General features: G+C 72.0%; 20 protein-coding genes. 10 read left to right on the plus strand and 10 right to left on the minus strand.

Features of this window, described 5'->3' with window-relative positions:
* Positions 1-189 precede the first annotated feature (189 nt).
* Positions 190-1,437 carry an amidohydrolase gene (locus ABT186_RS24940; protein ID WP_351926911.1) on the plus strand — a complete coding sequence of 416 codons (1,248 nt, stop codon included), beginning with the start codon at positions 190-192 and terminating at the stop codon, positions 1,435-1,437.
* Positions 1,438-1,443: 6 nt separating this feature from the next.
* Here ABT186_RS24940 and ABT186_RS24945 read toward each other — a convergent pair whose 3' ends face one another.
* The 3 genes from ABT186_RS24945 to ABT186_RS24955 all read right to left on the minus strand — a co-directional run bounded on the left by ABT186_RS24945 (position 1,444) and on the right by ABT186_RS24955 (position 4,877).
* Complete coding sequence (locus ABT186_RS24945) at positions 1,444-2,577, minus strand: hypothetical protein (protein WP_351227972.1); 1,134 nt, start codon at positions 2,575-2,577, stop codon at positions 1,444-1,446.
* 232 nt (positions 2,578-2,809) lie between these two features.
* Positions 2,810-3,913, minus strand: a complete 1,104-nt coding sequence (locus tag ABT186_RS24950) for a PP2C family protein-serine/threonine phosphatase (RefSeq protein WP_351227978.1) — start codon at positions 3,911-3,913, stop codon at positions 2,810-2,812.
* A 328-nt stretch (positions 3,914-4,241) separates the two neighbouring features.
* Complete coding sequence (locus tag ABT186_RS24955; protein WP_351227970.1) at positions 4,242-4,877, minus strand: NAD(P)-dependent oxidoreductase; 636 nt, start codon at positions 4,875-4,877, stop codon at positions 4,242-4,244.
* Positions 4,878-4,983: 106 nt separating this feature from the next.
* Between ABT186_RS24955 and ABT186_RS24960 the strand changes: the two genes are divergently transcribed.
* Positions 4,984-5,454, plus strand: a complete 471-nt coding sequence (locus ABT186_RS24960; RefSeq protein ID WP_351926913.1) for a hypothetical protein — start codon at positions 4,984-4,986, stop codon at positions 5,452-5,454.
* 168 nt (positions 5,455-5,622) lie between these two features.
* Here the strand turns inward: ABT186_RS24960 and ABT186_RS24965 are convergent, their stop codons facing one another.
* The gene (locus ABT186_RS24965; RefSeq protein WP_351227966.1) at positions 5,623-5,961 is read right to left on the minus strand and encodes a hypothetical protein; all 339 of its coding nucleotides are present in this window, start codon (positions 5,959-5,961) and stop codon (positions 5,623-5,625) included.
* 187 nt (positions 5,962-6,148) lie between these two features.
* Between ABT186_RS24965 and ABT186_RS24970 the strand changes: the two genes are divergently transcribed.
* Complete coding sequence (locus tag ABT186_RS24970) at positions 6,149-7,048, plus strand: hypothetical protein (protein WP_351227964.1); 900 nt, start codon at positions 6,149-6,151, stop codon at positions 7,046-7,048.
* On the opposite strand, the gene ABT186_RS24975 is transcribed toward ABT186_RS24970, so the two are convergent.
* Positions 6,963-8,306, minus strand: a complete 1,344-nt coding sequence (locus ABT186_RS24975) for an aminotransferase-like domain-containing protein (protein WP_351926915.1) — start codon at positions 8,304-8,306, stop codon at positions 6,963-6,965. The two genes, ABT186_RS24970 and ABT186_RS24975, sit on opposite strands and share 86 nt — an antisense overlap.
* 74 nt (positions 8,307-8,380) lie before the next feature.
* Between ABT186_RS24975 and ABT186_RS24980 the strand changes: the two genes are divergently transcribed.
* The 6 genes from ABT186_RS24980 (at position 8,381) to metG (ending at position 16,713) form a co-directional block, all read left to right on the plus strand.
* Positions 8,381-9,160 carry an alpha/beta fold hydrolase gene (locus ABT186_RS24980; RefSeq protein ID WP_351227960.1) on the plus strand — a complete coding sequence of 260 codons (780 nt, stop codon included), beginning with the start codon at positions 8,381-8,383 and terminating at the stop codon, positions 9,158-9,160.
* A 104-nt stretch (positions 9,161-9,264) separates the two neighbouring features.
* The gene (locus ABT186_RS24985; RefSeq protein WP_351227958.1) at positions 9,265-9,684 is read left to right on the plus strand and encodes a DUF7144 family membrane protein; all 420 of its coding nucleotides are present in this window, start codon (positions 9,265-9,267) and stop codon (positions 9,682-9,684) included.
* Positions 9,685-9,804: 120 nt separating this feature from the next.
* Positions 9,805-10,812, plus strand: a complete 1,008-nt coding sequence (locus tag ABT186_RS24990; RefSeq protein WP_351926917.1) for an endonuclease/exonuclease/phosphatase family protein — start codon at positions 9,805-9,807, stop codon at positions 10,810-10,812.
* A 39-nt stretch (positions 10,813-10,851) separates the two neighbouring features.
* Positions 10,852-12,786 (plus strand): FUSC family protein, encoded by a 1,935-nt coding sequence (locus ABT186_RS24995; RefSeq protein WP_351926919.1) that lies wholly within the window; start codon positions 10,852-10,854, stop codon positions 12,784-12,786.
* 378 nt (positions 12,787-13,164) lie between these two features.
* Positions 13,165-14,844 carry a VWA domain-containing protein gene (locus ABT186_RS25000; RefSeq protein ID WP_351926921.1) on the plus strand — a complete coding sequence of 560 codons (1,680 nt, stop codon included), beginning with the start codon at positions 13,165-13,167 and terminating at the stop codon, positions 14,842-14,844.
* A 153-nt stretch (positions 14,845-14,997) separates the two neighbouring features.
* Positions 14,998-16,713, plus strand: a complete 1,716-nt coding sequence (gene metG / locus ABT186_RS25005; RefSeq protein WP_351227950.1) for a methionine--tRNA ligase — start codon at positions 14,998-15,000, stop codon at positions 16,711-16,713.
* Positions 16,714-16,936: 223 nt separating this feature from the next.
* On the opposite strand, the gene ABT186_RS25010 is transcribed toward metG, so the two are convergent.
* Together ABT186_RS25010 and aspS are read right to left on the minus strand one after the other, a co-directional pair.
* The gene (locus ABT186_RS25010) at positions 16,937-17,164 is read right to left on the minus strand and encodes a hypothetical protein (protein ID WP_351926923.1); all 228 of its coding nucleotides are present in this window, start codon (positions 17,162-17,164) and stop codon (positions 16,937-16,939) included.
* Between the two features lie 103 nt (positions 17,165-17,267).
* A complete protein-coding gene (aspS, locus tag ABT186_RS25015; protein WP_351227946.1) occupies positions 17,268-19,031 on the minus strand; it encodes an aspartate--tRNA ligase in 1,764 nt (587 codons plus the stop codon).
* A 231-nt stretch (positions 19,032-19,262) separates the two neighbouring features.
* On the opposite strand from aspS, the gene ABT186_RS25020 reads away from it, so the two are divergent.
* A complete protein-coding gene (locus tag ABT186_RS25020; RefSeq protein WP_351926924.1) occupies positions 19,263-21,449 on the plus strand; it encodes a SpoIIE family protein phosphatase in 2,187 nt (728 codons plus the stop codon).
* Between the two features lie 9 nt (positions 21,450-21,458).
* On the opposite strand, the gene ABT186_RS25025 is transcribed toward ABT186_RS25020, so the two are convergent.
* The 3 genes from ABT186_RS25025 to ABT186_RS25035 all read right to left on the minus strand — a co-directional run bounded on the left by ABT186_RS25025 (position 21,459) and on the right by ABT186_RS25035 (position 24,238).
* Positions 21,459-22,517, minus strand: a complete 1,059-nt coding sequence (locus tag ABT186_RS25025; RefSeq protein WP_351227942.1) for an AI-2E family transporter — start codon at positions 22,515-22,517, stop codon at positions 21,459-21,461.
* A 94-nt stretch (positions 22,518-22,611) separates the two neighbouring features.
* Entirely contained in the window at positions 22,612-23,592 is a 981-nt protein-coding gene (locus ABT186_RS25030; protein WP_351227940.1) for a pirin family protein, read from the minus strand.
* Between the two features lie 157 nt (positions 23,593-23,749).
* Positions 23,750-24,238, minus strand: coding sequence for an SseB family protein (locus tag ABT186_RS25035; RefSeq protein ID WP_351227938.1), 489 nt, complete (start codon positions 24,236-24,238; stop codon positions 23,750-23,752).
* Positions 24,239-24,371: the final 133 nt, after the last annotated feature.

The raw sequence follows: 24,371 nt of genomic DNA on the forward strand, positions 1-24,371 counted from the left end.
CACCACCACAACACCCCCAAGCCGTCGGCCACCCCTTACACCCCATCCCCCTCCCCAAGGGGCCACCCCACCCGGGGGCCCCCCGGGCACCCCCCCCCCCCCCCCCGGGCGGCCGCTCCCGTTCGGGGCCGGCGGCGGGCCCTGGACGACTCCGTTCCGGTCACCGGCCCCGCCGCATACCCTGACCCCGTGACCTCCCCCGCCGCCCGCACCGCGTTGCACCTCACCGCCGACCTGCCCGTGGCGGACCTGGAGGACTTCTACCGGGATCTGCACCGCCACCCCGAGCTGTCCCTGCACGAGCACCGGACCGCCGCAAGGCTCGCCGAGCGGCTGCGTACGGCCGGGTACGAGACGGTGGAGGGCGTCGGCGGCACCGGGGTCGTCGGTGTGCTGCGCAACGGCGACGGGCCCACCGTCCTGCTGCGCGCCGACATGGACGCACTGCCGGTCACCGAGGAGACGGGACTGCCGTACGCCTCCGAGGTGCCCGGCGTGATGCACGCCTGCGGGCACGATCTGCATGTCACCTGGCTCGCGGGCGCGGCCGGGGCGCTGGCCGCCGGGCGCGACGCATGGTCGGGCACACTGCTGGTGGTGGGCCAGCCCGCCGAGGAGACCGGCCAGGGCGCGCGGGCGATGGTCACGGACGGACTGTACGAACGCTTCCCGCGCCCCGACGTCCTGCTCGCCCAGCACGCGGCACCGGGCCCGGCCGGGCTCTACGCACACCGCCCGGGCCTGATCCTGTCGGCCTCGACGGACGTGGACATCGTGGTGCACGGCCGGGGCGGCCACGGCTCACGCCCGGAGTCGACCGTGGACCCGGTGGTGACGGCCGCGTACCTCGTCACCCGGCTGCAGACCGTCGTCAGCCGGGAGATCGCGGCGCGCGACTCCGCGGTGCTGACCGTGGGCCGGATCGAGGCGGGCACCCGGCACAACATCATTCCGCCCCAGGCACATATCGCCCTGAACCTGCGCACGCAGTCCGCCGAGGTGCGCGACCGGATGATCGCCGCGATCCGGCGCATCGCGGCGGGCGAGTGCCTGGCCGCGGGCTGCCCGCGCGAGCCCGAGGTGGCCGTCGGCGCCGACTTCCCGGTGACGGTCAACGACGTCGGCACGGACCGCGGTGTGGCCGCCGTGCACGGCGAGGTGTTCGGCCCTGCCACGGTCTTCGACCCGGGCCCGGCGATGGGCAGCGAGGACTTCCCGCACCTGGCGCCGGACGGGGTCCCGTACGCGTACTGGTTCGTGACGAGCACCCCGGCGGATGTGTGGGAGGCGGCACCGGGCGCCGACCTGATGGAGAGGTTCGCGGCGGTCCCGAGCAACCACAGCCCGCACTTCGCGCCCGACCTGTCCACGATCGCCCCGGGGGTGCGGACGCTGGTGTCGGGGGCGCTGGCCCATCTGTCCGCTCCTCGTACCTGAGCTCCGTCACCCGGGGACGTGCTGGGCCTGCCTCAGTTCCTCCAGGTGTTGCCGGACGTGCCGCAGTGCGCCTTCGCGGCGGCCCGGCACGCGTTCGCGCAAGCCGGCCAGTGCGGGGCCCAGTTCGCGGGCGCGGGCCGGGTCGCTCATGCGGCCCCACTGGTGGTGGGCGCGGTCGACGGCGGTCTCCACCGCCGGATGCCCGGGGGGCTGGCCGGCCGACAGACGGGCCGTGGCGACCGCCAGCCAGGTCTCGCAGCTGCGGTCCGCGTCGCCCGCGAACATCGCCAGATCGGCGCGGACCTCCATCCAGTGCAGCGCCGCCTCGGAACCGGGGCCGTGCTCGCGCAGTGCCGCCTGCTCCCACTGCGCGGCGAGCGCCGCGGCCTCCGAGTGCCGGCCGTTCTGCACGGCGTCCGTGAGCGCGGCGTGCGGGTCCGGCGGCGGCGGTGCGGGGGTGTACCCGGCGGGCGTCGGGGGTGCCTGCCAAGTCCGGTCGAGCGGAGGCTGGTTGGGCGTGAGGACCGTGTCCGGCTGCGCGCCCGTCTCCGCGTACGCCCGGGTCAGCGCCTCCTGGTGGAGGATCGCCGGCTCCGGGCGGTGGCCGCTGCGGAGGATCGTCGCCAGGGCCTTCATATACGTCGGGACGGCCAGGGCGCGGCGCGGTGGCGGCGGGGCGACGCGGCCGTAGAGGGGGACCGTGGGGCCGCACTCCAGGGGCCTCGTGTGCAGGTGCTGCCAGGTCTCCTGGTCCGTGTGCAGATCCGCGAACACCGTCGTCGTACCGGGCGGGCGCAGCCGCAGTTCCTCGCGGATCCAGTGCCAGGGGAAGCCGGTGTAGCGGACCGTGGCCGGGGTGGTGCGGGCCAGCGCCAGGTGCGGCAGGTGCTGGCGGCGGTCCAGCTGGAGCTGACCGGCGAGGAACACCGTCAGCGGGCCCGGGGCGGCCGCGGCGGCCCGCAGCCGGGTGAGAACGGCCTGCGGCTCCAGCGGGTCGGCGAGTTCGACCACGTTCGCCGTGTCCGTGCCCGACAGCACCGGCGGGGCGACGGCCGCGAGCACCGGGAGCACGGAGGCCGCGTCCACCAGGCACCCCTTGCCCGCCGGCGAGGCCGCGAGCAGCAGCACGGTTCCGGGCATCGTTCCCTCCCCGATCGATCACGTACGTCAGCACGGTAACCGCTGCGCCTGCAAAGGTGCGATGAGGACGAGCAAACGCCCGCGTACGGAAGGGGATTTGCGGCGGAAGGCGCTGAAAGGTTGCGGCTGCTGGGCTGCCTCCAGTGCCGTACGCCGTCTGCGGGCCACACGTGGCTGGTCGCGCAGTTCCCCGCGCCTCCTGAAGGGGCGCGTTGCGCGCCGGACGGTGCCGTCACCGTCCGGCGGTCGTACGCCGTCGCCGTACCGCGAAGATCGTCGTGTCGTCGTGGAGGTGGCCGCCGCAGTGGCGCAGTGTGCTGTCGCGGACGAGACGCACCAGGCGGCCCGGCTCGACGGCGCGCGGGTCCTCGGCGACCGCGTCGGCCACCCCGTCCCGCAGCGGGAAGAACTCCCCGGTGGCGTCCCGCGCCTCGCACACCCCGTCCGTGACCAGCAGCAGTGTCTCGCCCGGCGCCAGCGGTACACGCAGCGTGCGCGGCGGTTGCCCGCCCAGTCCCCCGAGGCCCAGCGGGAGGCCCTCGCCGGGCGGCAGGGGCCGTACGCCGTCGGGGGCCACCACCAGCGGCGGCTCGTGCCCGAAGTTGATGACCTCCACATACGCGGGCTCGGCGGGCGGGAAGCCGACCAGTACGGCGGTGGCGAACCGGTCGCCCTCGTCGCGGCCGATCTCCGCGCAGTAGGCGACATGCCGCACCATCCGGGTCTCCAGCCGCTCGGCGACCACGCCGAGGAGGGGCTCGTGATACGCCGCCTCACGGAACGTGCCGAGCAGCGCCGACGCGGCGGCGACCGCGCCGAGGCCCTTGCCCTGGACGTCGCCGATCAGCACACGGGTGCCCTGCGGTCCGGGCTGGATGTCGTAGAAGTCTCCGCCGACGCGGGCGACGCTGTCGGCGGCGAGGTAGACCGCCGCATGGTCGAGGCCTCCCCAGCCGGCCGGCAGCGGGCGCAGCACCGCGCGGCGGGTGGTGTCGACGACGTCCTGCATGTGCAGCATGCGCCGCTCTTCGCGCACCCGGACCGCGCAGGCCAGCACGGCCAGCATGGCGCCCACGACCACGAGGATGAAGTCGGGCAGGCCGGTGCGGAACTGGTGCGGCCAGGCGTGGTCCTCGATCTCGTAGGTGAGGACGGCCAGGACGGCGATGCCGATCGTGCCCCAGAGCCCGCAGATCGCGGCGGCGACACCGGGGACCAGCACCACCCAGGAGATGGTGCGGAACTCTCCGCCGGTGTTCCAGTCGACCACGGCGATGGCGACGAGCAGCGCGAGCGGCGGCACCCAGGCGACGCTGCGCCCGCCCACGCGCAGCATCTGCTGCCGCCGGTGCAGGGCTTCGGCGCCCGAGGGACGGGGGAGCCCGGCGGTCCTGTCACGGACGGGGCCGGCGGATGCGACGGAGCGAACGGATCGCACGGCCCCCTCGCGAGGTGGTCCGTCCAGCACGGACTCGTCGGGGACGGAGACCGCGGGCAGGGCGCCGTCGCGGGCGGAGGCGGCGGAGGACGGCGACGACCCGTCGACGGCCGGGGACTCGGGGAGCGAGGCGCCGAGGGCAGGGGGCCCGTGCTTCTCCCCCCGGCCCTCCTGAGGCCGGTCGTGGGGTGGTCGCCTGGCGGGCACCGGCGTGACGTCCGATCGCTCAGTAGGCGACCGACATGCGGGCGCGCGGATGGGCGCCCTGCTCGAGTTCGTCGACGAAGGCGACCGCATAGTCCTCGGCGCTGATCCGGCTGTTGCCGTCCGCGTCGGTGAGCAGTCGGTCGTCGTCCACCCGGAAACGGCCCGTGCGCTCGCCGGGGGCGATCTCGGCGGCGGGGGAGACGTACGTCCAGTCCAGGTCGTCGATCGTGCGGTAGTACTCCAGGACGTCTCGGTGGGACAGCGCCTCGGCCAGATATGCCTCGGGGAAGCCGGGCTGGTCGCACAGCGCCTGCCCGGGCGCGATCTCCAGGCTGCCCGCGCCGCCGACCACCACGAGCCGCGGTACTCCGGCGTCGCGCGTGCCCTGCACGAGCGAGCGGTTGAGGGCGAGGAACGGCTCCTTCGGGTCCGAACCGTCCCGTGGCGGTGCGCACGCGCTCGCCACCGCGTCCGCCCCCGCCGCCAGCGTCGCGACCTTCGCCGGGTCCGTGGCGTCCGCCGCCGTGGCCGTCGCCCCGGGCACGGGCGACCGGCCGGAACGGCTCACGGTCGTGACCCGGTGTCCGCGCTGCGCCGCCTCCGCGGCGATCCGGCTGCCCACCATTCCCGTCGCCCCGAACAGCACGATCCTCATGAGGCCCAGCGAAACACGGCCCTGTGGACTTTGCATCCCGACTTGCCAGCCGCCCCGGCCAGGTGTGCTCTGGAGTGCAGGGGCGAGGAGAGAGAGGAGTGCTCCCATGGCTCACGCGGCACCCAGGTCAGGGAGATCACGCACACCCGCCACGAGATCCGGCACGGCGGTGACGATCCACCGTCCGCCCGATGTCTTCGACGCGCGCACCCACGCCGTCGCAAGGGTGGCGGTGCCCGTCGCCATCGGGCTCCTCTACGGCTTCTGGGCCGCGGCCATCAGGCGCGACGCGGGCCCCATCACCGGCTGGAACGTCCTGTTCGGCTTTGTGTGCGCGATCGTGTTCGCGGTGCTGTGCGCGGGCCTGCTCGTCGAGGCGCCCCGGCTTCGGCGCGAGCTGCACGCGACGCTGTGGGCCGCGTTCGCGGGCATCGCGTTCGGCTTCCTCTACAGCCAGACCGGGGACACCGTGCTGCGCTCGATCGGCATCGCCCTCGCGGTCGCCGTAGGAGTTTTCGCGTTCAACTTCTACCGGTACTACACGCACGAGGACGCCGCGGGGCACCGGATCAGCTGATCCACCGGCCCCTGGCAGTTCGGCCCGGCCTGTCCTCCAGGCCGGGCCGAACCAGCTTCCGGCGCACGAGACCCCGGCGTTACGGCCCACGCCGCAGCCGGGGCCTCATGCGTCTCCCTCACTCACCCCGTCACCCGGGATCCGCTCCCGGGAGCCGGTCGAGGAGCCTCAGTAGCCCCAGGGAGAACCCACGATGACGACGAATCCGGAGCCATACGGATTCCACGAGTTCCAGCCGTCGTAAAAACCGCCGCCGTAGAAACCGTTGCCGTTCCAGCCGCAGTCGTTCCAGCCGGTGTCCCACCAGTAGCCGTTCCCCCATCCGGAACACGGACCGTAACCGCCGTGGGAGACGGTGGCCGATACCTGATGGGCGGCAACGGCGCCCGAGAGGGCGCTGTGCGTCGGAACGGTCGCCGCCGTAGCGGTTCCGGCGGCGACGGCGGTGATGACTCCGCCGGTGAAGAGCGCTGCGGCGATGCGCCGCAGGACCGGGGTGGTGCGCATTTTCCGCCTCCTTCTCCCCATCACCAGGTAACACCCGTTCGGGTGAACCCTCCACCGGAGACCCATCGGAGGGCGCCACCATGGGCCGGTCCCCACATCCGTCACCGTCCACCCTCCCGCTTTTCATATCCACCCATTTGCAGGCAAACAGCTCGCCGATCACACGCGGTCGGGGTTGGCTGGTGCCGTGTCCCGACGGATCAGGAGCGCCCTCTCCGCGGTGCTGGTAGGCCTCTCGTGCCTGCTCACGCCGCTCGGCGTGCTGGCCGTGTGGGCGAAGTACGGCATCGAGGACGGCGCCCGCTACGCCGCCACCACCGCCCCGCTCGCCTCCGATGCGCAGGTCCGGGACGCCATCGCCGCGGCCGTCACCGACGGCATCATGCGCGAGGTGCACGTCGGCCCGCCCATGGAGGGGTCCGTGCACGCCTTCGTCCACGACGCGGTCCGCTCGTTCACCACCACCGAGGCCTTCCGCACCGCCTGGGACACCGCCAACCTCACCGCCCACGACGCCGTGATGCGCGCCCTGCAGGACGACGGCGACAGCCCGGTCACCATCGACCTCGCCCCCGCCACCGAGCGTATGAAGCGCCAACTCGCCGACGAGCACGTACCGTTCGCGGGCCGCATCCCGGTCGCGCACACGGAGATCACCCTGCTGCAGTCGGAGGACCTGACGAAACTCCGGAAGGGATTCCACGTGCTCGAAGTCGCCGGTTTCTGGCTTCCCGTCGCCGCGGCCGGCTTCGCCCTGGCCGGCATCCTCGTGGCGGTGTGCCGCCGCCGGGCCGTACTGGCGACCGGGCTCGGCACGGCGCTGGGCGCGGCGCTGCTCGGCGTCGCGATCGCGGTGGGCCGCCGTTTGACGCTTCAGGACCTTCCGGCGGGGGTCTCGCACCCGGCCGCGGGCGCGATCTACGACGCTCTCACCGAGACGCTGCGCACGGTCTCCTGGCTGTTGCTGGCGCTCGGCCTCACGGTCGCCCTGGCCGCCTGGCTCACGGGCGTGTACGTGCGACGCCGGCGAGCGTCCGAAGCGCCCGTGCCAGCTCCGGTGGAGCCGCCGTCGCGAGTCCAAGCCTGACGCAGTCCGAGGCGGCTCCTTCCACCCCGCGCCCACCGGCCACGAAGGCCGGTCCCGGTGTGATGGCGATCCCCCGCTCGGCCGCGGCCGCCGCGAACACGTCCGCGCGCCAGGGCCGCGGCAGCCGCCACCACGCGAAGTACGCCCGTGGATCGGCGCGTACGGCGAAACCGTCCAGGTGCTGCGCGACCAGCCGCTGCCGTGCTTCGGCGTCCGCCCGTTTCGCCGCCACCAGCCGTGTGACGGTCCCGTCCCCGATCCAGCGCACCGCCGCCTCCAGCGCGAACCGGCCCGCCGTCCACCCGCCCGACCGCAGCGCCGCGGCCGTCTCCTCGTCCCGGCCCCCGGGCACCACGAGGAACCCGACGGTGAGCCCGGGCGCGACCCGCTTGGACAACCCGTCGACGACGTAGGTGCGTTCGGGCGCGTAGGCCGCCAGGGGTCTGGCGCTCTCTTCCGCGCACAGGAACGACCAGATGCGGTCCTCGACGACGGGTATCCGCACGTCCCGTACGGCATCGGCGAGTTGCCGTCTGCGGTCCTCGCTCGTCGTCACCGACGTCGGATTGTGCAGCGTCGGCTGTACGTACACCGCGGACAGCGGCGCCGAGCGGTGCGCGGCGGCGAGTGCGTCCGGCCGCAGGCCCTGCTCGTCCGTGGCCAGCGGGACCAGGACGATGCCCAGGCGCGCCGCGATCTCCTTGACCAGCGGATACGTCAGCCACTCGACCCCGACGCGGCCGCCGGGCCGGACGAGGGCGGCGAGGACGCCCGCGATGGCCTGCCGTGCGTTGCCCGCGAACAGCAGCCGGTCCGGTGCCGGGCGCCAGCCGCCGGTGGCGAGGAGAGCGGCGGCGGCCTCGCGCGCGGCCGGTGTCCCCGCGGCGGGCGCCGTACGGGTCGCCCCGTCGAGCACGTCGGGGCGCAGCAGCGGTGCGAGCCCGGCGGCCAGCAGCTCCGACTGGCCCGGCACGGAGGGGTAGTTGAGCTCCAGATTGACGGGTGCCGTCGTCGCCTGTTCGGCGAGCGGGCGCCCCGACGGCACCGGTGCGGCCCGTACGAAGGTGCCGCGCCCGACCTCGCCGACCACCAGGCCGCGCCGCACGAGTTCGCCGTACACCCGTCCCGCCGTCGACGCCGCGATACCACGCCGCCGCGCGAACACCCGCTGCGGCGGCAGCCGTTCACCGGGTCCCAGCCGGCCGGCGGCGATGTCCGCGGCGATCCGGTCGGCGAACCGCCGGTAGTCGTCCCCCATTCCGTCCCCCTTGGATTGCACCGAGAGCAAAGATTTTATTGCACCGATGAGTTGAGCACTCTATCGTCATGATCATGGCATCCTTCCTCGCATACGAGGACAAAGGCACCCGTACGGACCGGCTGCCGCTCGTCCTCGTCCACGGCCACCCCTTCGACCGCACGATGTGGGCACCGCAGCTCACGGAGTTCGCCCGCACGCGCCGTGTGATCGCGCCGGACCTGCGCGGCTACGGCGCCTCCCCGGTCGTCCGGGGCGTCACCCCGCTGTCGGTGTTCGCCGACGACATCGCGACGCTCCTCGACGACCTGGGCGTGGACCGCTTCGTCCTCGCCGGGCTCTCCATGGGCGGCCAGATCGTCATGGAGTGCTGTGCCCGGTTCCCGGAGCGGATCGCCGGTCTCGTCCTCGCGGACACCTTCCCGGCGGCGGAGACCGAGGAGGGCAGGCAGGGCCGGTACGCCATGGCGGACCGGCTGCTCGGCGAGGGCATGCGCGGATACGCCGACGAGGTGCTGTACCGGATGGTGGCGCCGTACGCGGACGCGGAGGTGGCGGCGCACGTCCACCGCATGATGACGGCGACCTCCCCCGAGGGCGCCGCGGCGGCCCTGCGCGGCCGGGCGGAACGGCCCGACTACCGCGACCTGCTCACTCGCGTCACGGTCCCTGCCCTGGTGGTGGTCGGCGAGGACGACACCTTCACGCCGGTCGCGGACGCGGAGGCCATGCACGCGGCACTCCCCGACGCCACGCTCCACGTGGTCACGGGCGCTGCGCACCTGCCGAACCTGGAGCGCCCGGAGGAGTTCAACAAGGCGCTGGCCCGGTTCCTGGAGCGCCTGGACGCCTGACGTCGCGGAAACCGGGGCCACCCGTTCGGCCCATGTCACCGTGCGCCGACCCTCCCCTCGGGCGAACCTGCGGATGAACGACCCGTCCCGAGGAGGCGACCCCCATGGTCCAGCAGACCGCACGCACCCCCCACACCAAGCGCACGGCCTGGTCGACCGGCGGCACGGCATTCGCCGGGGTCCTGATGTTGGTCGGGGGAATCGTGGGCGTGCTGAACGGCATCGCAGGCATCGCCACGAACAACGTCTACTACCACGTCGGGACCTACGTGTACGAGTTCAGCCTCACCACCTGGGGCTGGATCCACCTGGTCGTCGGCGCCCTGGTCGCCCTGACGGGCTGGGGAGTGCTCCAGGGCATGGAGTGGGCACGCGGGGTGGGCGTGGGCCTGGCGGCCCTGTACATGATCCTGTACTTCATGTTCCTCCCCTACGCCCCCATCTGGTCGGTCATCGCCATCGCGATCGGAGGCTTCGTGATCTGGTCCCTGGTGACGGCAGGCCGCCCCGAGGCGACGCGGTAGCCCTGCCTCAGGACCGCCGGCCGACGTCCCCCGTGCGATACCGGCAACCTTCTCCCCTCCAACCCCGTCTTTGAGGGAGGATTCGGGCACCCGGTGCTCCCAGGGGAAGGCGGCCGGTACGTGGAGACTGCGACCGCGGAGTGGACCGGGCCGGCCGAGACCCGGCGCCGGTCCCGGGGGCGGACGGCGGGGGCCTGGCTGGCCGGGCTGATGCTCGCCGCGGTGAGCGTCGCCGCCGGCTGCCGGGCCGCCGACACCGACGCGGTCACGCCCGTGCCACAGCTGCTCGCCTTCCTGCCCTGGCTGCTCGCCCCCGCCGCTTTCGCCCTCCTGCTCGCCGTGCTCACCCGCTGGCGCACCGGCATGGTCTGGGGCGTCCTCGCGCTCGGTGCGCTCGCCTGGTACACCGAGCCGTACGGAAAGACGGACGAGCCCACCGGCACCCCGCTCGCCGAGTTCCGCGTGCTGACCTCCAATGTCGAGTTCGGCCGCGGCACCACCTCCCTCGTGCCCACGATCCGCCGCGAGCGCCCCGACATCGTGTTCGTCGAGGAGTGCGAGTACCACTGCTCCGCCACCCTGGAGAGCGCCTTCGGCGGGCCGCACGGCACCTACCCCTACCGGGGGGCCGTCGACGGCGCCGGCTCGGACGGATCGGTCATCCTCAGCCGGTTCCCGCTGAAGGCCGCCCCGGGAGTGCGCGGCACCATGGGCATGCCCGGCGCCGTCGCCGACGTCCACGGCCATGCCGTACGCCTCCAGCTCGCCCACCCCATGCCCCCGCTCCCCGGCCAGCTCTCCCTGTGGCGCCATGAGCTCGGAGAGCTGCGCGCCTACGCGGCGGCCGGCGGTGACGCCCCCACGGTCCTCGCCGGCGACTTCAACGCCTCCCAGGACCACGCCGCCTTCCGCCGCATCCTCGACACCGGCCTGCGCGACAGCGCCGGCCTCGCCGACGACGCCCGTACTCCCTCCTGGCCCGCCGACACCGCCCCGCCGTTCGGCACCCAGATCGACCACGTCCTCGTCTCCCGGGACTTCTCGGCCAACTCCGCGCACTTCCTCGGCATCGCCGACACCGACCACCGCGCCCTCATCGTCGACATCACCCTCCACCAGCGCAAATAGACCAAAAGTCCACCCGGACGCATTGGCGATAATGAGGGCATGTCCCGCGAGTTCCCCATCGGCCTCACCCCTCCCGACTGGCTGGTCCGGAACCTTCAACCGCAGCAGGCACCCGTCAACCGGCCCGCCGTCGCCCGCGCAGCAATCGCCATGTCGCTGCCGCTCGCGATCGGACTGGCCCACGGAGCACCGGCCTACGGCGCACTCGCCTCCATGGGCGCCCTGTCCGGCGTCATCGGCGACACCGCGGACGCGTACCGCATGCGGATCCTCAACATCGCGATGCCGCAGCTCTTCGGCGCCGCCGGCCTCACCGTCGGCTCGCTGGTGTACGGGCAGGGCTGGGTCACCGTGGCCGCCGTCACCGGGGTCGCCCTGGTCTCCGGGATGATCTCCTCGATCGGCGCGGTCGCCTCCGTCTCCGGACTGCTGCTGCTCCTCAACTCCGTGATCGGCGCGGGACTTCCCCTGCCCGGCGCCTGGTGGCTCGCCCCGCTGCTGATGTCCGGCGGCGGACCGCTCGTCCTCGCCCTCGCCCTGCTCTCCTGGCCGTTGCGCTCGGGCGTACCGGAGCGATCGGCGGTCGCGGGCACCTACCGCGCGGTCGCCGACCTGCTCGCAGCCGGGGGAACGGACCGGTACGACGCCGTCCGGTACGCCGTCACCCAGTCCCTCAACGAGTCGTACGACCTCGTTCTGTCCCGGCGCGCCCGTCACCACGGCCGCAGCCCCGAACTGGTCCGCCTGCTCGCCCAGTTGAACGCGATCACCCCGGTGGCGGAGGCCGCCCCGGCCGCCCACCAGTACGGCAGGGAGCTGCCGCACGAGGTCCCGGCCGCCGTACGCCGCCTCGCCGACGCCGTCGAGACGGGCCACCGGGGTCCCATAACCCTCGATCTCCCCGCTCCCGAAGGAGCGACGGGACGCGCCGTCGACCACGCGCTGCGCCATGCCGCCGAGGTCGTCACGGCCCAGAACCTCGACCCGCGCACCATGGTCGACCGCCTCGGCCGGCCCGCCTCTCTCCGCGTCCGCGCCTACCGTGCGGCCCGCAACGTCGTCCTCTCCGGCGCCTCCTGGCGCTACGGACTGCGCCTCGCCCTGTGCATCGGCATCGCCCAGGCCCTGGTGTCGCTGGTCCCGGTCCCGCGCTCGTACTGGGTCGCCCTCACCATCACCTTCGTGCTCAAGCCGGACTTCGGTTCGGTCTTCTCCCGGGCGCTGCTGCGCGCGCTGGGCACGGTGGCGGGTCTGCTGGTGGCGGCCGTGGTGCTCGCCGCCGTGCCGCTCGGCTGGTGGGACGTGGCGGCGATGCTGGTCCTCGCCCCGCTCATCCCCGCGCTCACCCCCCGCGGATACGGCTACCAGACGGCCGCGATCACACCGGTGATCCTTCTTCTGTCGGACATCCTGAACCACCAGGGCACGGCGCTGCTGATCCCCCGCCTGGTCGACTCGCTCATGGGCTGCGCCATCGCGCTCGTCGCCGGGTATCTGCTGTGGCCGGAGAGCTGGCACACGCGCGTCGGCGACCGGCTGGCGGACGCCGTGACCGACACGGCGGCCTACGTGGAGGCCGCGTTCGGCGACACCACCGACCACGCGGCCCGCGCCCGTATGCGGCGCCGTCTGTACCGCGATCTGTCCGCCATCCGCACGGAGTTCCAGCGGGCACTGACCGAACCGCCGCCGACGGGACGCCGGGCCGCCGCATGGTGGCCCCTGGTCGTCGCGGTCGAACGGATCGTGGACGCGACGACGGCCGCGCGGGTGCGGGTGAGACAGGGGGCGCCGCCGCCGTCCCCCGCCGAAATCGCACAGGTCACCCTGCAACTGCGCGAGCTGTCGGAGGGCCTGCGGGAGACGGACGTCCTGGTCGCGGTCCGCACGGACCTCGCCGGCCCGGCGGACAGCGTCCTGGAGCCACTGCGCCAGGAGGTGGCGGCGGCGAGGGCGATCGCGTCGCCGCACTGAGACGACGGCGGGGCGGACCGTCTTCCCGGGCCCGTCGGGCCAGGTACCAAGGCGTCGCGCTTGCGCACTTTACTCTCCCCATACGATCCCTTGATGTGGACGTGACGTCAGGGGGGCGGGTGTGCCCGAGCAGGGCGGACGGGTGAATGGTTGATGAACCAGGGGGATCCGTACGGGCGTTCAGCCACGGATCGATGAACGCTGACCACAGGATCGGCAAGAGGCGGCCGGGCGCCGGTAACGGCGAGATCGCGGTATTGACATCGACAGCTTCCGATGATTGGACCCTGCCCAAGATCGCCGCCTCTGACCGCTAACCTTACGTGTCCGTCCTGGCCAGGGATTGGCGGGCATCAACTCACGCGAAGGGTTGCGCACATGGGCATTCTCACTCTCCTGCGGAACGCGTTCGGCCGCTCACGCAAGGGTCGCACCGCCGAGGAGGAGCCCTCGCGGGAGACGCCGACGCCGACCGAGCCGGAGCCGACGGTCGCGGAGACCGCCGAGCCGGCCGCGTCGGCCAAGATCCCGGCGCAGTCCCCGGACCGGGACGACGAGCACGATCTGGTGTCGGCGGCGTTCGACAACGTGACGGTACCGAGGCAGGCGACGCCGGAGGAGCCGGAACCGACGGTCGCGGAGGAACCGCAGCCGGAACCGACGGTCGCGGAGGAACCGCAGCCGGAACCGACGGTCGCGGAGGCGGCCGAGCCGGCTTCCGCACCGGAGCCGGTGACTGAGGCTGCCGCTGAGCCGGAGGCTGAGGCTGCCGAGCCGGAGCCGGTGGCCGAGGTGACGCCCGAAGCGGAGCCGGAGCCGGTGGCGGAGGTCGCCCCCGAAGCGGAGCCGGAGCCGGAGGCCGCCGCCGAGCCGGAGCCGGTGGCCGAGGTGACTCCTGAAGCGGAGCCGGAGCCGACTCCCGAGGCGGAGCCGGTGGCCGAGGTGACGCCCGAACCCGAACCCGAGCCGGAGCCGGAGGCTGAGGCCGCCCCGGAGCCCGAGCCGGTGGCGGAGGAGGAGAAGGCGGAGCCTGCGGCCGAGGTTGAGGCGGAGCCGGAACCGGAGACCGAGACTCAGTCCGAGGTCGCCCCCGAACCCGAGCCGGAGGCGGAGGCCGCCCCGGAGCCCGAGCCGGAGCCGGAACCGGTCGCTGCCGAGGGGCCCGCGACCGCCGAGGCAGACGTTCCGGCAGCCGCCGACGGCGAGGAGGCCCCACAGGAGGCACCCGCACCCGACGACGAAAGCCGCACGGGTGGTGCGGGTGGGAACGACCCCGCCGAAGGCGAAGCCGAGGCGACCGAACCGGCTGCCGAACCCGTAGCCGCCGAAGGCGAAGCCGAGGCGACCGAACCGGCTGCCGAACCCTCGGCCGAGGCGACCGACCCGGCCGCCGAACCCGCCCTCACCCTCGCCCGTCTGAAGTCCCGCGCCCCCGGACTGACCACCGCCTACAAGGCCGCGGCCACCGTCCTCAAGCAGCACGACCTCACCGGCACCCGGGCCAAGGTCTACCTCGTCCTCGACCGCTCCGCCTCCATGCGCCCGTACTACAAGGACGGCTCCGCCCAGGCCCTCGGCGAGCAGGCACTCGCCCTCGCCGCCCACCTCGACCCCGAGGCCACGGTCCACGTCGTCTTCTTCTCCACGGAACTGGACGGCACCGGCGAGCTCACCCTCGCCGAGCACGAGAACAAGATCGACGACCTCCACGCGTCCCTCGGCCGCATGGGCCGTACGAGCTACCACGCGGCGGTGGAAGCCGTGATCTCGCACCACGAGAAGTCCCAGGACCCCACCCTCCCCGCCCTGGTGATCTTCCAGACGGACGGCGCGCCGGACGCGAAGACCCCCGCCACCCAGTCCCTCACGGACGCCGCACAGAGCCACCCCGCCCTCTTCTTCTCCTTCATCGCCTTCGGTGACCCGGAGAACAAGGCCTTCGACTACCTCCGCAAGCTCAAGACGGACAACACCTCGGTCTTCCTGGCCGGCGAGACCCCGCGCGAGCTGACGGACCCGGAGGTCTACGAGGGCGTACTGGCGTCCTGGCGCCCGTAACCTGCACAAACCCGGGCCGCCCCTTCCCACCCCTCAAAACGGGAAGCGGGCGGCCCACCCATGTCGGCTACGATTTCAAGGTTCGAAGACGATTGCAGACGATCCGAAACCCGACAATCGTCACCCCGCGTAGCGACTTGGGAGCAGCCCGCGATGGCTCGACACCTCATCACCAGCGCCCTTCCGTATATCAACGGGATCAAGCACCTGGGCAACATGGTGGGGTCCATGCTCCCGGCGGACGTGCACTCCCGGTACCTGCGCCAGCGCGGCCACGACGTCCTGTACATCTGCGCGACCGACGAGCACGGCACCCCGGCCGAGCTGGCGGCCAAGGAGCTCGGCCTGCCGGTCGACGAGTTCTGCGCCCAGGCGCACGACGCCCAGAAGGCCGTCTACGACGGCTTCAACCTGGCCTTCGACTACTTCGGCCGCAGCTCGTCCCCGCAGAACCGCGACATCACGCAGGAGATCGCCCGCGAGCTGAAGACGAACGGGTTCATCGAGGAGCGGGCCATCCGCCAGGTGTACTCGAACGCCGACGGCCGCTTCCTGCCCGACCGGTACATCATCGGCACCTGCCCGCACTGCGGCTACGACAAGGCCCGCGGCGACCAGTGCGAGAACTGCACCCGCGTCCTGGACCCCACCGACCTGATCGACCCGCGCTCCGCGATCAGCGGCAGCAGCGACCTGGAGGTCCGCGAGACCAAGCACCTCTTCCTCCTCCAGTCCGCGCTGGCGGGCGAGGTCGAGGCATGGGTCGACGAGCGCGCCGACAACTGGCCGGTGCTGGCCTCCTCGATCGCCCGCAAGTGGCTCACCGAGGGCCTGCACGACCGTGCGATCACCCGTGACCTGGACTGGGGCGTCCCGGTCCCGGCCGACACCTGGCCGGACCTGGCCGCCGAGGGCAAGGTCTTCTACGTCTGGTTCGACGCCCCGATCGAGTACATCGGCGCGACGAAGGAGTGGGCGGACCAGGACCCGGAGAACCGTGACTGGCGCTCGTGGTGGTGGGAGTCGGACGCGGACGTCCACTACACGCAGTTCATGGGCAAGGACAACGTGCCCTTCCACAGCGTGATGTTCCCGGCGACTCTGCTGGGCACCCGGGCGCCGTGGAAGAAGGTCGACGTCATCAAGGCCTTCAACTGGCTCAACTACTACGGCGGCAAGTTCTCCACCTCGCAGAAGCGCGGCGTCTTCACGCACGACGCGCTGGAGATCCTCCCTGCCGACTACTGGCGCTACTTCATGATGGCGAACGCGCCGGAATCCGACGACTCCTCGTTCACCTGGGAGCACTTCACGGCCACGGTGAACAAGGATCTGGCGGACACGCTGGGCAACTTCGTCAACCGCGTCCTGTCCTTCTCCCGCAAGCGCTTCGGCGACGCGGTCCCGGAGGGCGGCGAGCCGGGCGAGGCCGAGTCCAGGCTCGGCGAGGAGATCGCACGCCTCCTCGCGGAGTACGAGGAGCACATGGAGGCCATCCAGTTCCGCAAGGCGGCCGCCTCCCTGCGCGCCCTCTGGTCGGCGGGCAACTCCTACCTGGAGGAGAAGGCCCCCTGGCTGGAGATCAAGACCAACAAGGAGGGCGCGGCCCTGACCCTCCGCACGGCGATGAACCTGATCCACCTCTACTCGGTGGTCTCGGAACCGTTCATCCCGACGACGGCCGCTACGATGCGCGCGGCATTCGAGCTGCAGGACGACACGGCGACGTGGGTCACGCAGGAAGAGGCGAAGTCCCTCACCGCCGTCGCCCCGGGCACCCCCTTCACGGTTCCCCCGGTCCTGTTCGCGAAGCTGACGGAAGAGGACCTGGCCGCGTACAAGGAGCGCTTCGGCGGCGAGACGGAGTAATCCGCACGCGCTTACGACCGGGCCCCGGGCAGCTCACCGCTCCCGGGGCCCGACGCATTCACTGACGCAGTGGCCCCCGCCTTCCCGGGCGGAAGGCGGCGTCGTCTTCCGCCCGGTCGGCACGTGCCCCAGGAGAGCACCCCGGCACCGGTCGTGGTCGCGAGCTCCGTCGGCAGGTTCTTCGCGGACTTCTCGAGGCCCGCGGTGAGGGTCGGCGTCCAGTTCACCGTCGTCTCCCGCCACCTACGGAGTACGGGCCCTCGACGGTCTCCGAGGTCAGCGTGTAGCAGGTGTCGGCCGTCGTGTCGGCCGTCGTGTCGGCCTCCGCCGAGGCGTCGACGGCCAGGGCGCCGGCCAGGCCCACGGCCACGGCGGTGGTGCCGCCCGCCACGAGCACCGTGCGGCGGGTGAGGTCGCGGCTTCTGCCGTTGTCTTCGGGGGTGTCAGTCATGGGCCGGGACCGTAGGGACGGCGGCTGTCAGTGCGCCCTGAGACGGCTGTGCGCGCCGATCGTCAGGAGCGGGTCAAGACAGATCGGCGCGCACAGCAGGCCGTTACTTCGGCTGCGGCTTCCTGATGTTGAGGTGCAGCTCGCGCAGTCGCGCCTCGTCCAGCTCCGTCGGCGCGCCCATCATCAGGTCCAGGGCGTTGCCGTTGAGCGGGAACGCGATCGTCTCGCGGATGTTGGGCTCGTCGGCCAGCAGCATGACGATGCGGTCGACGCCCGGCGCGATGCCGCCGTGCGGCGGGGCGCCGAAGCGGAAGGCGCGGAGCATGCCCGCGAACTTCTCCTCGACGGTCTCACGGTCGTAGCCCGCGATCTCGAAGGCCTTGAGCATGATCTCCGGCTCGTGGTTCCGGATGGCGCCGGAGGACAGCTCGACGCCGTTGCAGACGATGTCGTACTGCCAGCCCAGGATGTCCAGCGGGTCCTGGGTCTGAAGGGCCTCCAGGCCGCCCTGCGGCATGGAGAAGGGGTTGTGCGAGAAGTCGATCGCGCCGGTCTCCTCGTCCTTCTCGTACATCGGGAAGTCGACGATCCAGCAGAAGCGGAAGACGCCCTCCTCGAAGTGGCCGGCCCGCTTGGCGGCCTCCACCCGCACCGCGCCCATGATCTTCGAGACCTCGTCGAAGTCGCCCGCCCCGAAGAAGACGGCGTGACCGGCGGCCAGCTGGAGCCGCTTCGTCAGCTCCGCGACGTTCTCCTCCGTCAGGAACTTCGCGATCGGGCCCGTCAGCGAGCCGTCCTCGGCGACGCGCACCCAGGCCAGGCCCTTGGCGCCCAGCGAGATCGCGTACTCACCGAGCTGGTCGAAGAACTTCCGGGGCTGCGCCGAGACGTCCGGCACCGGCAGCGCGCGCACGTGCTTGCCCGCGAAGGCCTTGAACTCCGAGCCCTCGAAGACGTCGGTGATGTCCACCAGCTCCAGCTTGGCGCGCAGGTCCGGCTTGTCGGAGCCGTACTTCAGCATCGCCTCGCGGAACGGGATCCGCGGGAACGGGGAGGTGACGTGACGGCCCCCGCCGAACTCCTCGAAGATCTCCGTCATGAGCTTCTCGATCGGCTGGAAGACGTCCTCCTGCTCGACGAAGCTCATCTCGACGTCGAGCTGGTAGAACTCGCCCGGCGAGCGGTCCGCGCGGGCGTCCTCGTCGCGGAAGCAGGGCGCGATCTGGAAGTAGCGGTCGAAGCCGGAGATCATCAGCAGCTGCTTGAACTGCTGCGGGGCCTGCGGCAGGGCGTAGAACCTGCCCGGGTGCACACGGGAGGGGACCACGTAGTCGCGGGCGCCCTCCGGGGAGGTGGCGCTGAGGATCGGCGTCGCCATCTCGTTGAAGCCCATCGCCGCCATCTTGTGGCGGATGGCCGAGATCACGGCCGTACGCAGCATGATGTTGCGGTGCATGCGCTCGCGGCGCAGGTCCAGGAAGCGGTACTCCAGGCGCCGCTCCTCGTTCACACCGTCCTCGGTGTTGATGGTGAAGGGCAGCGGGGCGGCCTCGCCCAGCACCTCCACCTCGCCGACCTCGATCTCGACCTCACCGGTCGGCAGGTCCGGGTTCACGTTCTCCGCGCCGCGGGAGACGACCTTGCCGTCGACCCGGACGACCGTCTCCTTGGAGAGCTTGTCCAGCGCCTCGTACGCGGGCGTGCCGGGTCGGGCCACGAGCTGCGTGATGCCGTGGTGGTCGCGCAGATCGATGAAGAGGATGCCGCCCAGGTCGCGCCGATTGTGCAGCCAGCCGCTCAGCCGGACGTCGCTGCCGACGTCAGAGGCGCGGAGCTCGCCGCAGGTGTGGGACCTGTACCGATGCATCGTCGTTCATCCAGTCTTCGCGGAGCGGGGTCTTTCCGGGGGCGGTCGCCCCCGGCGCCGCCGGGCGGGGCTCGGCCCGGACCTACCAAGGGTACCGGCCGCCCCAAGATCGCCTCCCCATGGCGGAGCGGGGCGCCTCCCGAACGCGGTCAAGATCGCCTCGAACACTTGAAGATCCCCCTTTTCTCACTTCGGTGGCACCTCTGGATCACCTCTTCTTAGAGTGGGGCAATGCGCACTGGTGAGCCCCTGCCCGCCGTGGGGGACGTCCTGGCCTCACTCGCTACCGGCCTGTGGCGCTACGACGCCGCAGCGGGGCTCGTCACTCTGGACGCGGAGGCCGCGCGGCTGGTCGGGCTGCCCGCGGAACCGACGACGCTCACCGAGGCCGGAATCCGGGCCCGGTTCCACCCGGTCGACTGGAACGAGGTCGACGGAGTCGTCCAGCTCGCCCTGGCCGAGGGCACGATCGCCGAGGTCCGGATGCGGATCATGGACGCGCACGGACGCGTGGTCCGCATGGTCCGCAGCCGCTCCAAACCGTCGATCGACCCGGGGACCGGTGAGTACGAGCTGGTCGGCACCCTCCAGGAGGTCACCGAGCCGTCCGCGGCCGCCGCCCGCTCTCCCATCACCGGCGACTGGCGCCGCTCGCGTGAGGCGTTCCTGCTGGACGCGGGGCGCGCGCTGGCCGAGGCGAGATCCACGGAGGAAGTGCTGCGGGTCGCGGCCGGGCTGTCGATGCCCGGGTTCTCGCCGGACGGACTCGCGGTCTTCGGGGCCGAGGGCGACCGGCTGACCGTGATCGGCCACCACGGGCACAAGCCGGGTGACGAGGGCCCCTTCACCCATATGTCGCTGGACACGGACTACCCGGCCGCCGAGGTCGTGCGCACCGGCCGCGCCGTCTATCTGTCCTCGCCCGAGGAGTACAGGGGCCGCTACCCGGTCTCCTGGCCGCTCGCCGCGCCCTTCGGCCGCCGGTCGTGGGCGTTCCTGCCGCTCACCGTGGCCGGCCGCACCATGGGCGCGTGGATGGCGGGGTTCAAGCACCCGGTGACCTTCACACCCGACGAGCGCTCGGTGCTCACCACGGTCGCCCGTATGCTCGCCCAGGCCCTCTCCCGCGCGGGCGCCGCCGAGACGGAGCGGGAGCTGACGGACGGGCTGCAGCGCTCGATGCTGCCCACGCTGGGCCCGCAGATACCCGGGATGACCGTGGCCGCGCGCTATGTGCCGACCGGCGGCGGGCTCCAGGTGGGCGGCGACTGGTACGACATGATCCAGTTGCCCGGGGGCACCTCCCGGACGAAGTCTGGGGGAGGCCGCTTCGCGCTCACCATCGGCGACGTCCAGGGCCACGACGTGCGCGCCGCGGGTCTGATGGGCCAGCTGCGGATAGCCCTGCGCGCCTACGCCGCCGAGGGGCACCGCCCGGACGCGGTCCTCTCGCGCGCCTCCCGCTTCCTGTACGGGATGACGTACGGCGACAACGATGCCGACCAGCGCTTCGCGACCTGCCTCTATGTCGAGGTGGACCCGGCGACCGGGACGCTGGAGATCGCCCGCGCCGGCCATCCCGACCCCGCGATACGGACGGCCGACCGGACCGTGCTGATGCGGCCGACCGCGGGAGGGATGCCCCTCGGTATCGACCCGGACGCCGACTACCCCACCACCCGGCTCGTTCTGGAGCCGGGCGAGACCATGCTGATCTGCACGGACGGGCTGATCGAGACCGGCGGGCACGATCTGGACACCGGCTGGCGGCGGCTACGGCGGATCCTGGAGGAGCACGACGGCGACATGGAGGAGCTGGCCGACGCGCTGGTCCAGGCCGTGCACGGCCCTTCCTCGCACCATGCGACCGGGCCGCTGACCGACCGGCGCGAGGACGACATCGCCGTGCTGCTGCTGTGCCGGGTGGGCGAGGGATGCGGCTGCGGCGACACGGTCACCGTGCGGCCGACCGTGCGCCGCACGGCACTGACGGTCGCGCAGGCCGAGCACGAGCGGGTCGCGGTGGCCCGGCAGCAGCTGCGCGAACTGCTGCACGACTGGTCCTCCGCGGAACAGGTCGACTCGGCCGTGCTCCTGGTCTCCGAGATGCTCACGAACGTCCTCGTCCACACCGACACGGACGCCCTTCTGGTCGCCGAGGTCACCGGCGACCATGACAGCCCCAACGGCACGGGCGGCACGGGCGGACGCCGGATGCGTGTGGAGGTCACGGACGCCAGCGACGACCTCCCGCACAAGCGCCACCCCGGCGAACTCGCCTCCTCCGGCCGCGGCCTGGTCCTCATGGAAATCCTTGCGGACGCCTGGGGGGTGGACCCGCGGGGCGAGGGCAAGAGCATCTGGTTCGAGCTGTACGAGGAGCCCGCGAAGGAGGACGAAGAGGACGAAGGGGACTGAGGACGGCACCTACGGGGTCCCCGTGCCCCCGGCCCCCTCCCCACCCGCGTAGCGGATCCGCAGCTCGTGCGCGACGCCGAACGCCGCCGCCGTCAGCGGTACGGCCAGCAGCATCCCCAGGATTCCCGCGACCGACGCCCCCGCGGTGATCGCCAGCAGCACCGCCGCCGGGTGCATCCGCACGGTCCGGCTCTGGATCATCGGCTGGAGCACATGCCCCTCCAGCAGTTGCACGGCGATGACGACACCGAGCGCCCACAGGGCGATGACGAACCCGCGGTCGGCCAGCGCGACCAGGATCGAGACCGCGCCGGAGATGAAGGCGCCGAGGTAGGGGATGTACGCGCCGACGAAGACGAGCGCGCCGAGCCCGACCGCCCCCGGGACGCGGAGGACCAGCAGCCCCACGGTGATGCAGATCGCGTCGATGAGCGCGATGACGGTGGTCCCGCGCATGAAGCCCTCGACCGCCTCGAAGGCACGTCGCGCCATGGCCTCGACCGTGTCGGCGGTGCCACCGGGGGCGAGCGAGCGCAGCAGGTCGACGGCCCGGTGGGAGTCGCGCAGGAAGAAGAAGACGAGGAACAGGGCCAGTACGGCCATGGCGATGCTCTCGGCGACGACGCTGACCCCGCTGATGACGTTGGAGGCGGCGGTCCCGCCGAACTTGGTGAGCAGCTGCTTGGAGTGCGAGGCCAGGTCGTCCAGCGAGGTGCCGGCCGCCCCGAAGTGCCGGCCGAGCGACTTCGCGGCCCGTTTGAGCGAGGAGATGATCTGGTCGCCGTTGTGGACGATCGCGGCGACGACGACGTACACGGCCCCGCCGACCACGGCCAGGACGGCGACACAGGTGATCCCGGCGGCGAGCGACCGGTGCACGCCGACCCCCACGAGCCGCCGGTACAGCGGCCCGAGGAGCGCGGTCCCGAGCAGCGCAAGCAGCACGGGTACGACGGCCGTACGGAACTCCCCGCACAGCCTGACCACGACCCAGCCGACCCCGGCGACCAGCAGCGCGACGACGCACCAGGCGGCGAGCCGGCGTACGGGTTCGGGGAGGAGCTGCACGGCTCAAGCCGATCACGCCGAGGGCGGGCTGTCCTGTACGGACGGCCCGCCCGGGTGACACGGCGTCAGAATCCAGTGGCCTGGAGGGCCTTGGTCAGGCGCCCTGCGGACCGCTCTCGGTCATCCCGTGCACGGCCGGGATGGTCCCCAGCCGCCCCTTCTGGAAGTCCTCGAAGGCCTGCTGGAGCTCCTCGCGGGTGTTCATCACGAACGGGCCGTAGTGCGCCATCGGCTCCCGGATCGGCTGTCCGCCCAGCAGGACGACCTCCAGGTCCGGCGTGTGGGAGTCCTGCTTCTCGTCCGCCCGGACGGTGATCGAGGAACCCGCGCCGAACACGGCGGTCTGGCCGAGGTGGATCGGCCGCCGCTCCGTGCCCACGCTGCCGCGGCCGGCCAGGACGTACGCGAGGCCGTTGAAGTCCTCGCGCCAGGGCAGGGTGACCTCCGCGCCCGGCGCCACGGTCGCGTGGATCAGGGTGATCGGCGTGTGCGTGATGCCGGGGCCCTGGTGGCCGTCGAGCTCACCGGCGATGACGCGGATCAGCGCGCCACCGTCGGGGGTGCTCAGCAGCTGGACCTGACCGCCGCGGATGTCCTGGTAGCGCGGGGCCATCATCTTGTCCTTGGCGGGCAGGTTGACCCAGAGCTGGATGCCGTGGAACAGGCCGCCGGACACGACAAGCGACTCCGGCGGGGCCTCGATGTGCAGGAGACCCGAGCCCGCGGTCATCCACTGGGTGTCGCCGTTGGTGATGGTGCCGCCACCGCCGTGGGAGTCCTGGTGGTCGAAGACGCCGTCGATGATGTAGGTGACGGTTTCGAAGCCACGGTGGGGGTGCCAGGGGGTGCCCTTGGGCTCGCCCGGCGCGTACTCCACCTCGCCCATCTGGTCCATCATGATGAACGGGTCGAGGTGGCGGTAGTGGATCCCGGCGAACGCGCGGCGGACCGGGAAGCCCTCGCCCTCGAAGCCGCTGGGCGCACTCGTGACACCGAGCACGGGACGGGCCACCGCGTCGGCCGGCGCGGCCACACGGGGCAGGGTCAACGGGTTTTCGACGGTCACTGCAGGCATGTCGGTACCTCCTTGGCTCCGAGTTTAGTTGACGATTGAACTTTCTGCCACCCCGAAACACAGAAAGCCCGGAGGGCATTCCCTCCGGGCTCGGTGACAGCGGTACCGGTCAGCCGCCTGCAAGCAATGGCGTCTAGCCATACACAAGCAATGGCGTCTAGCCATACATACGTCGCATCGCGAACTCGACCATCTGCTCGACCGCCTTCGCGTCGAACACCATCCGGTGCTCCCCCTCCATGTCGAGGACGAACCCGTACCCGGTCGGCAGCAGATCGATCACCTCGGCCCCGGTGATCACGAAGTACTTGGACTCCTTGCCTGCGTAGCGGCGCAGCTCCTTGAGCGAGGTGAACATCGGGATCACGGGCTGCTGGGTGTTGTGCAGGGCGAGGAAACCGGGGTTGTCGCCGCGCGGGCAGTACACCTTGGAGGTGGCGAAGATCTGCTGGAAGTCCTCGGCGGACATCGACCCCGTGGTGAACGCGCGGACCGCGTCGGCGAGCGAGGGCGGCGACGGCTCGGGGTACAGCGGCGCCTGCTGGCCGTACCCGCCGGGCATCTGCCCGCCCGGCATCTGCCCGGGCATCTGCTGCTGGGCCGAGGCGTACTGCTGCTGCGCGCCCGCGTTCTGATAGCCGTACATGCCCCAAAGAGTAGTGGGCCACATATGGGCCATGAGGGGTTGATTCTTATTACCGACGGGTAGCATCATCGGAGCTACTAGTTGGTACGTGAACCATGCGAGGAGTCAGTGCCTCGCCGATCCCCTCTACGGA

It is taken from the genome of Streptomyces sp. NPDC001634, from assembly GCF_040298185.1.
Lineage (GTDB): Bacteria > Actinomycetota > Actinomycetes > Streptomycetales > Streptomycetaceae > Streptomyces.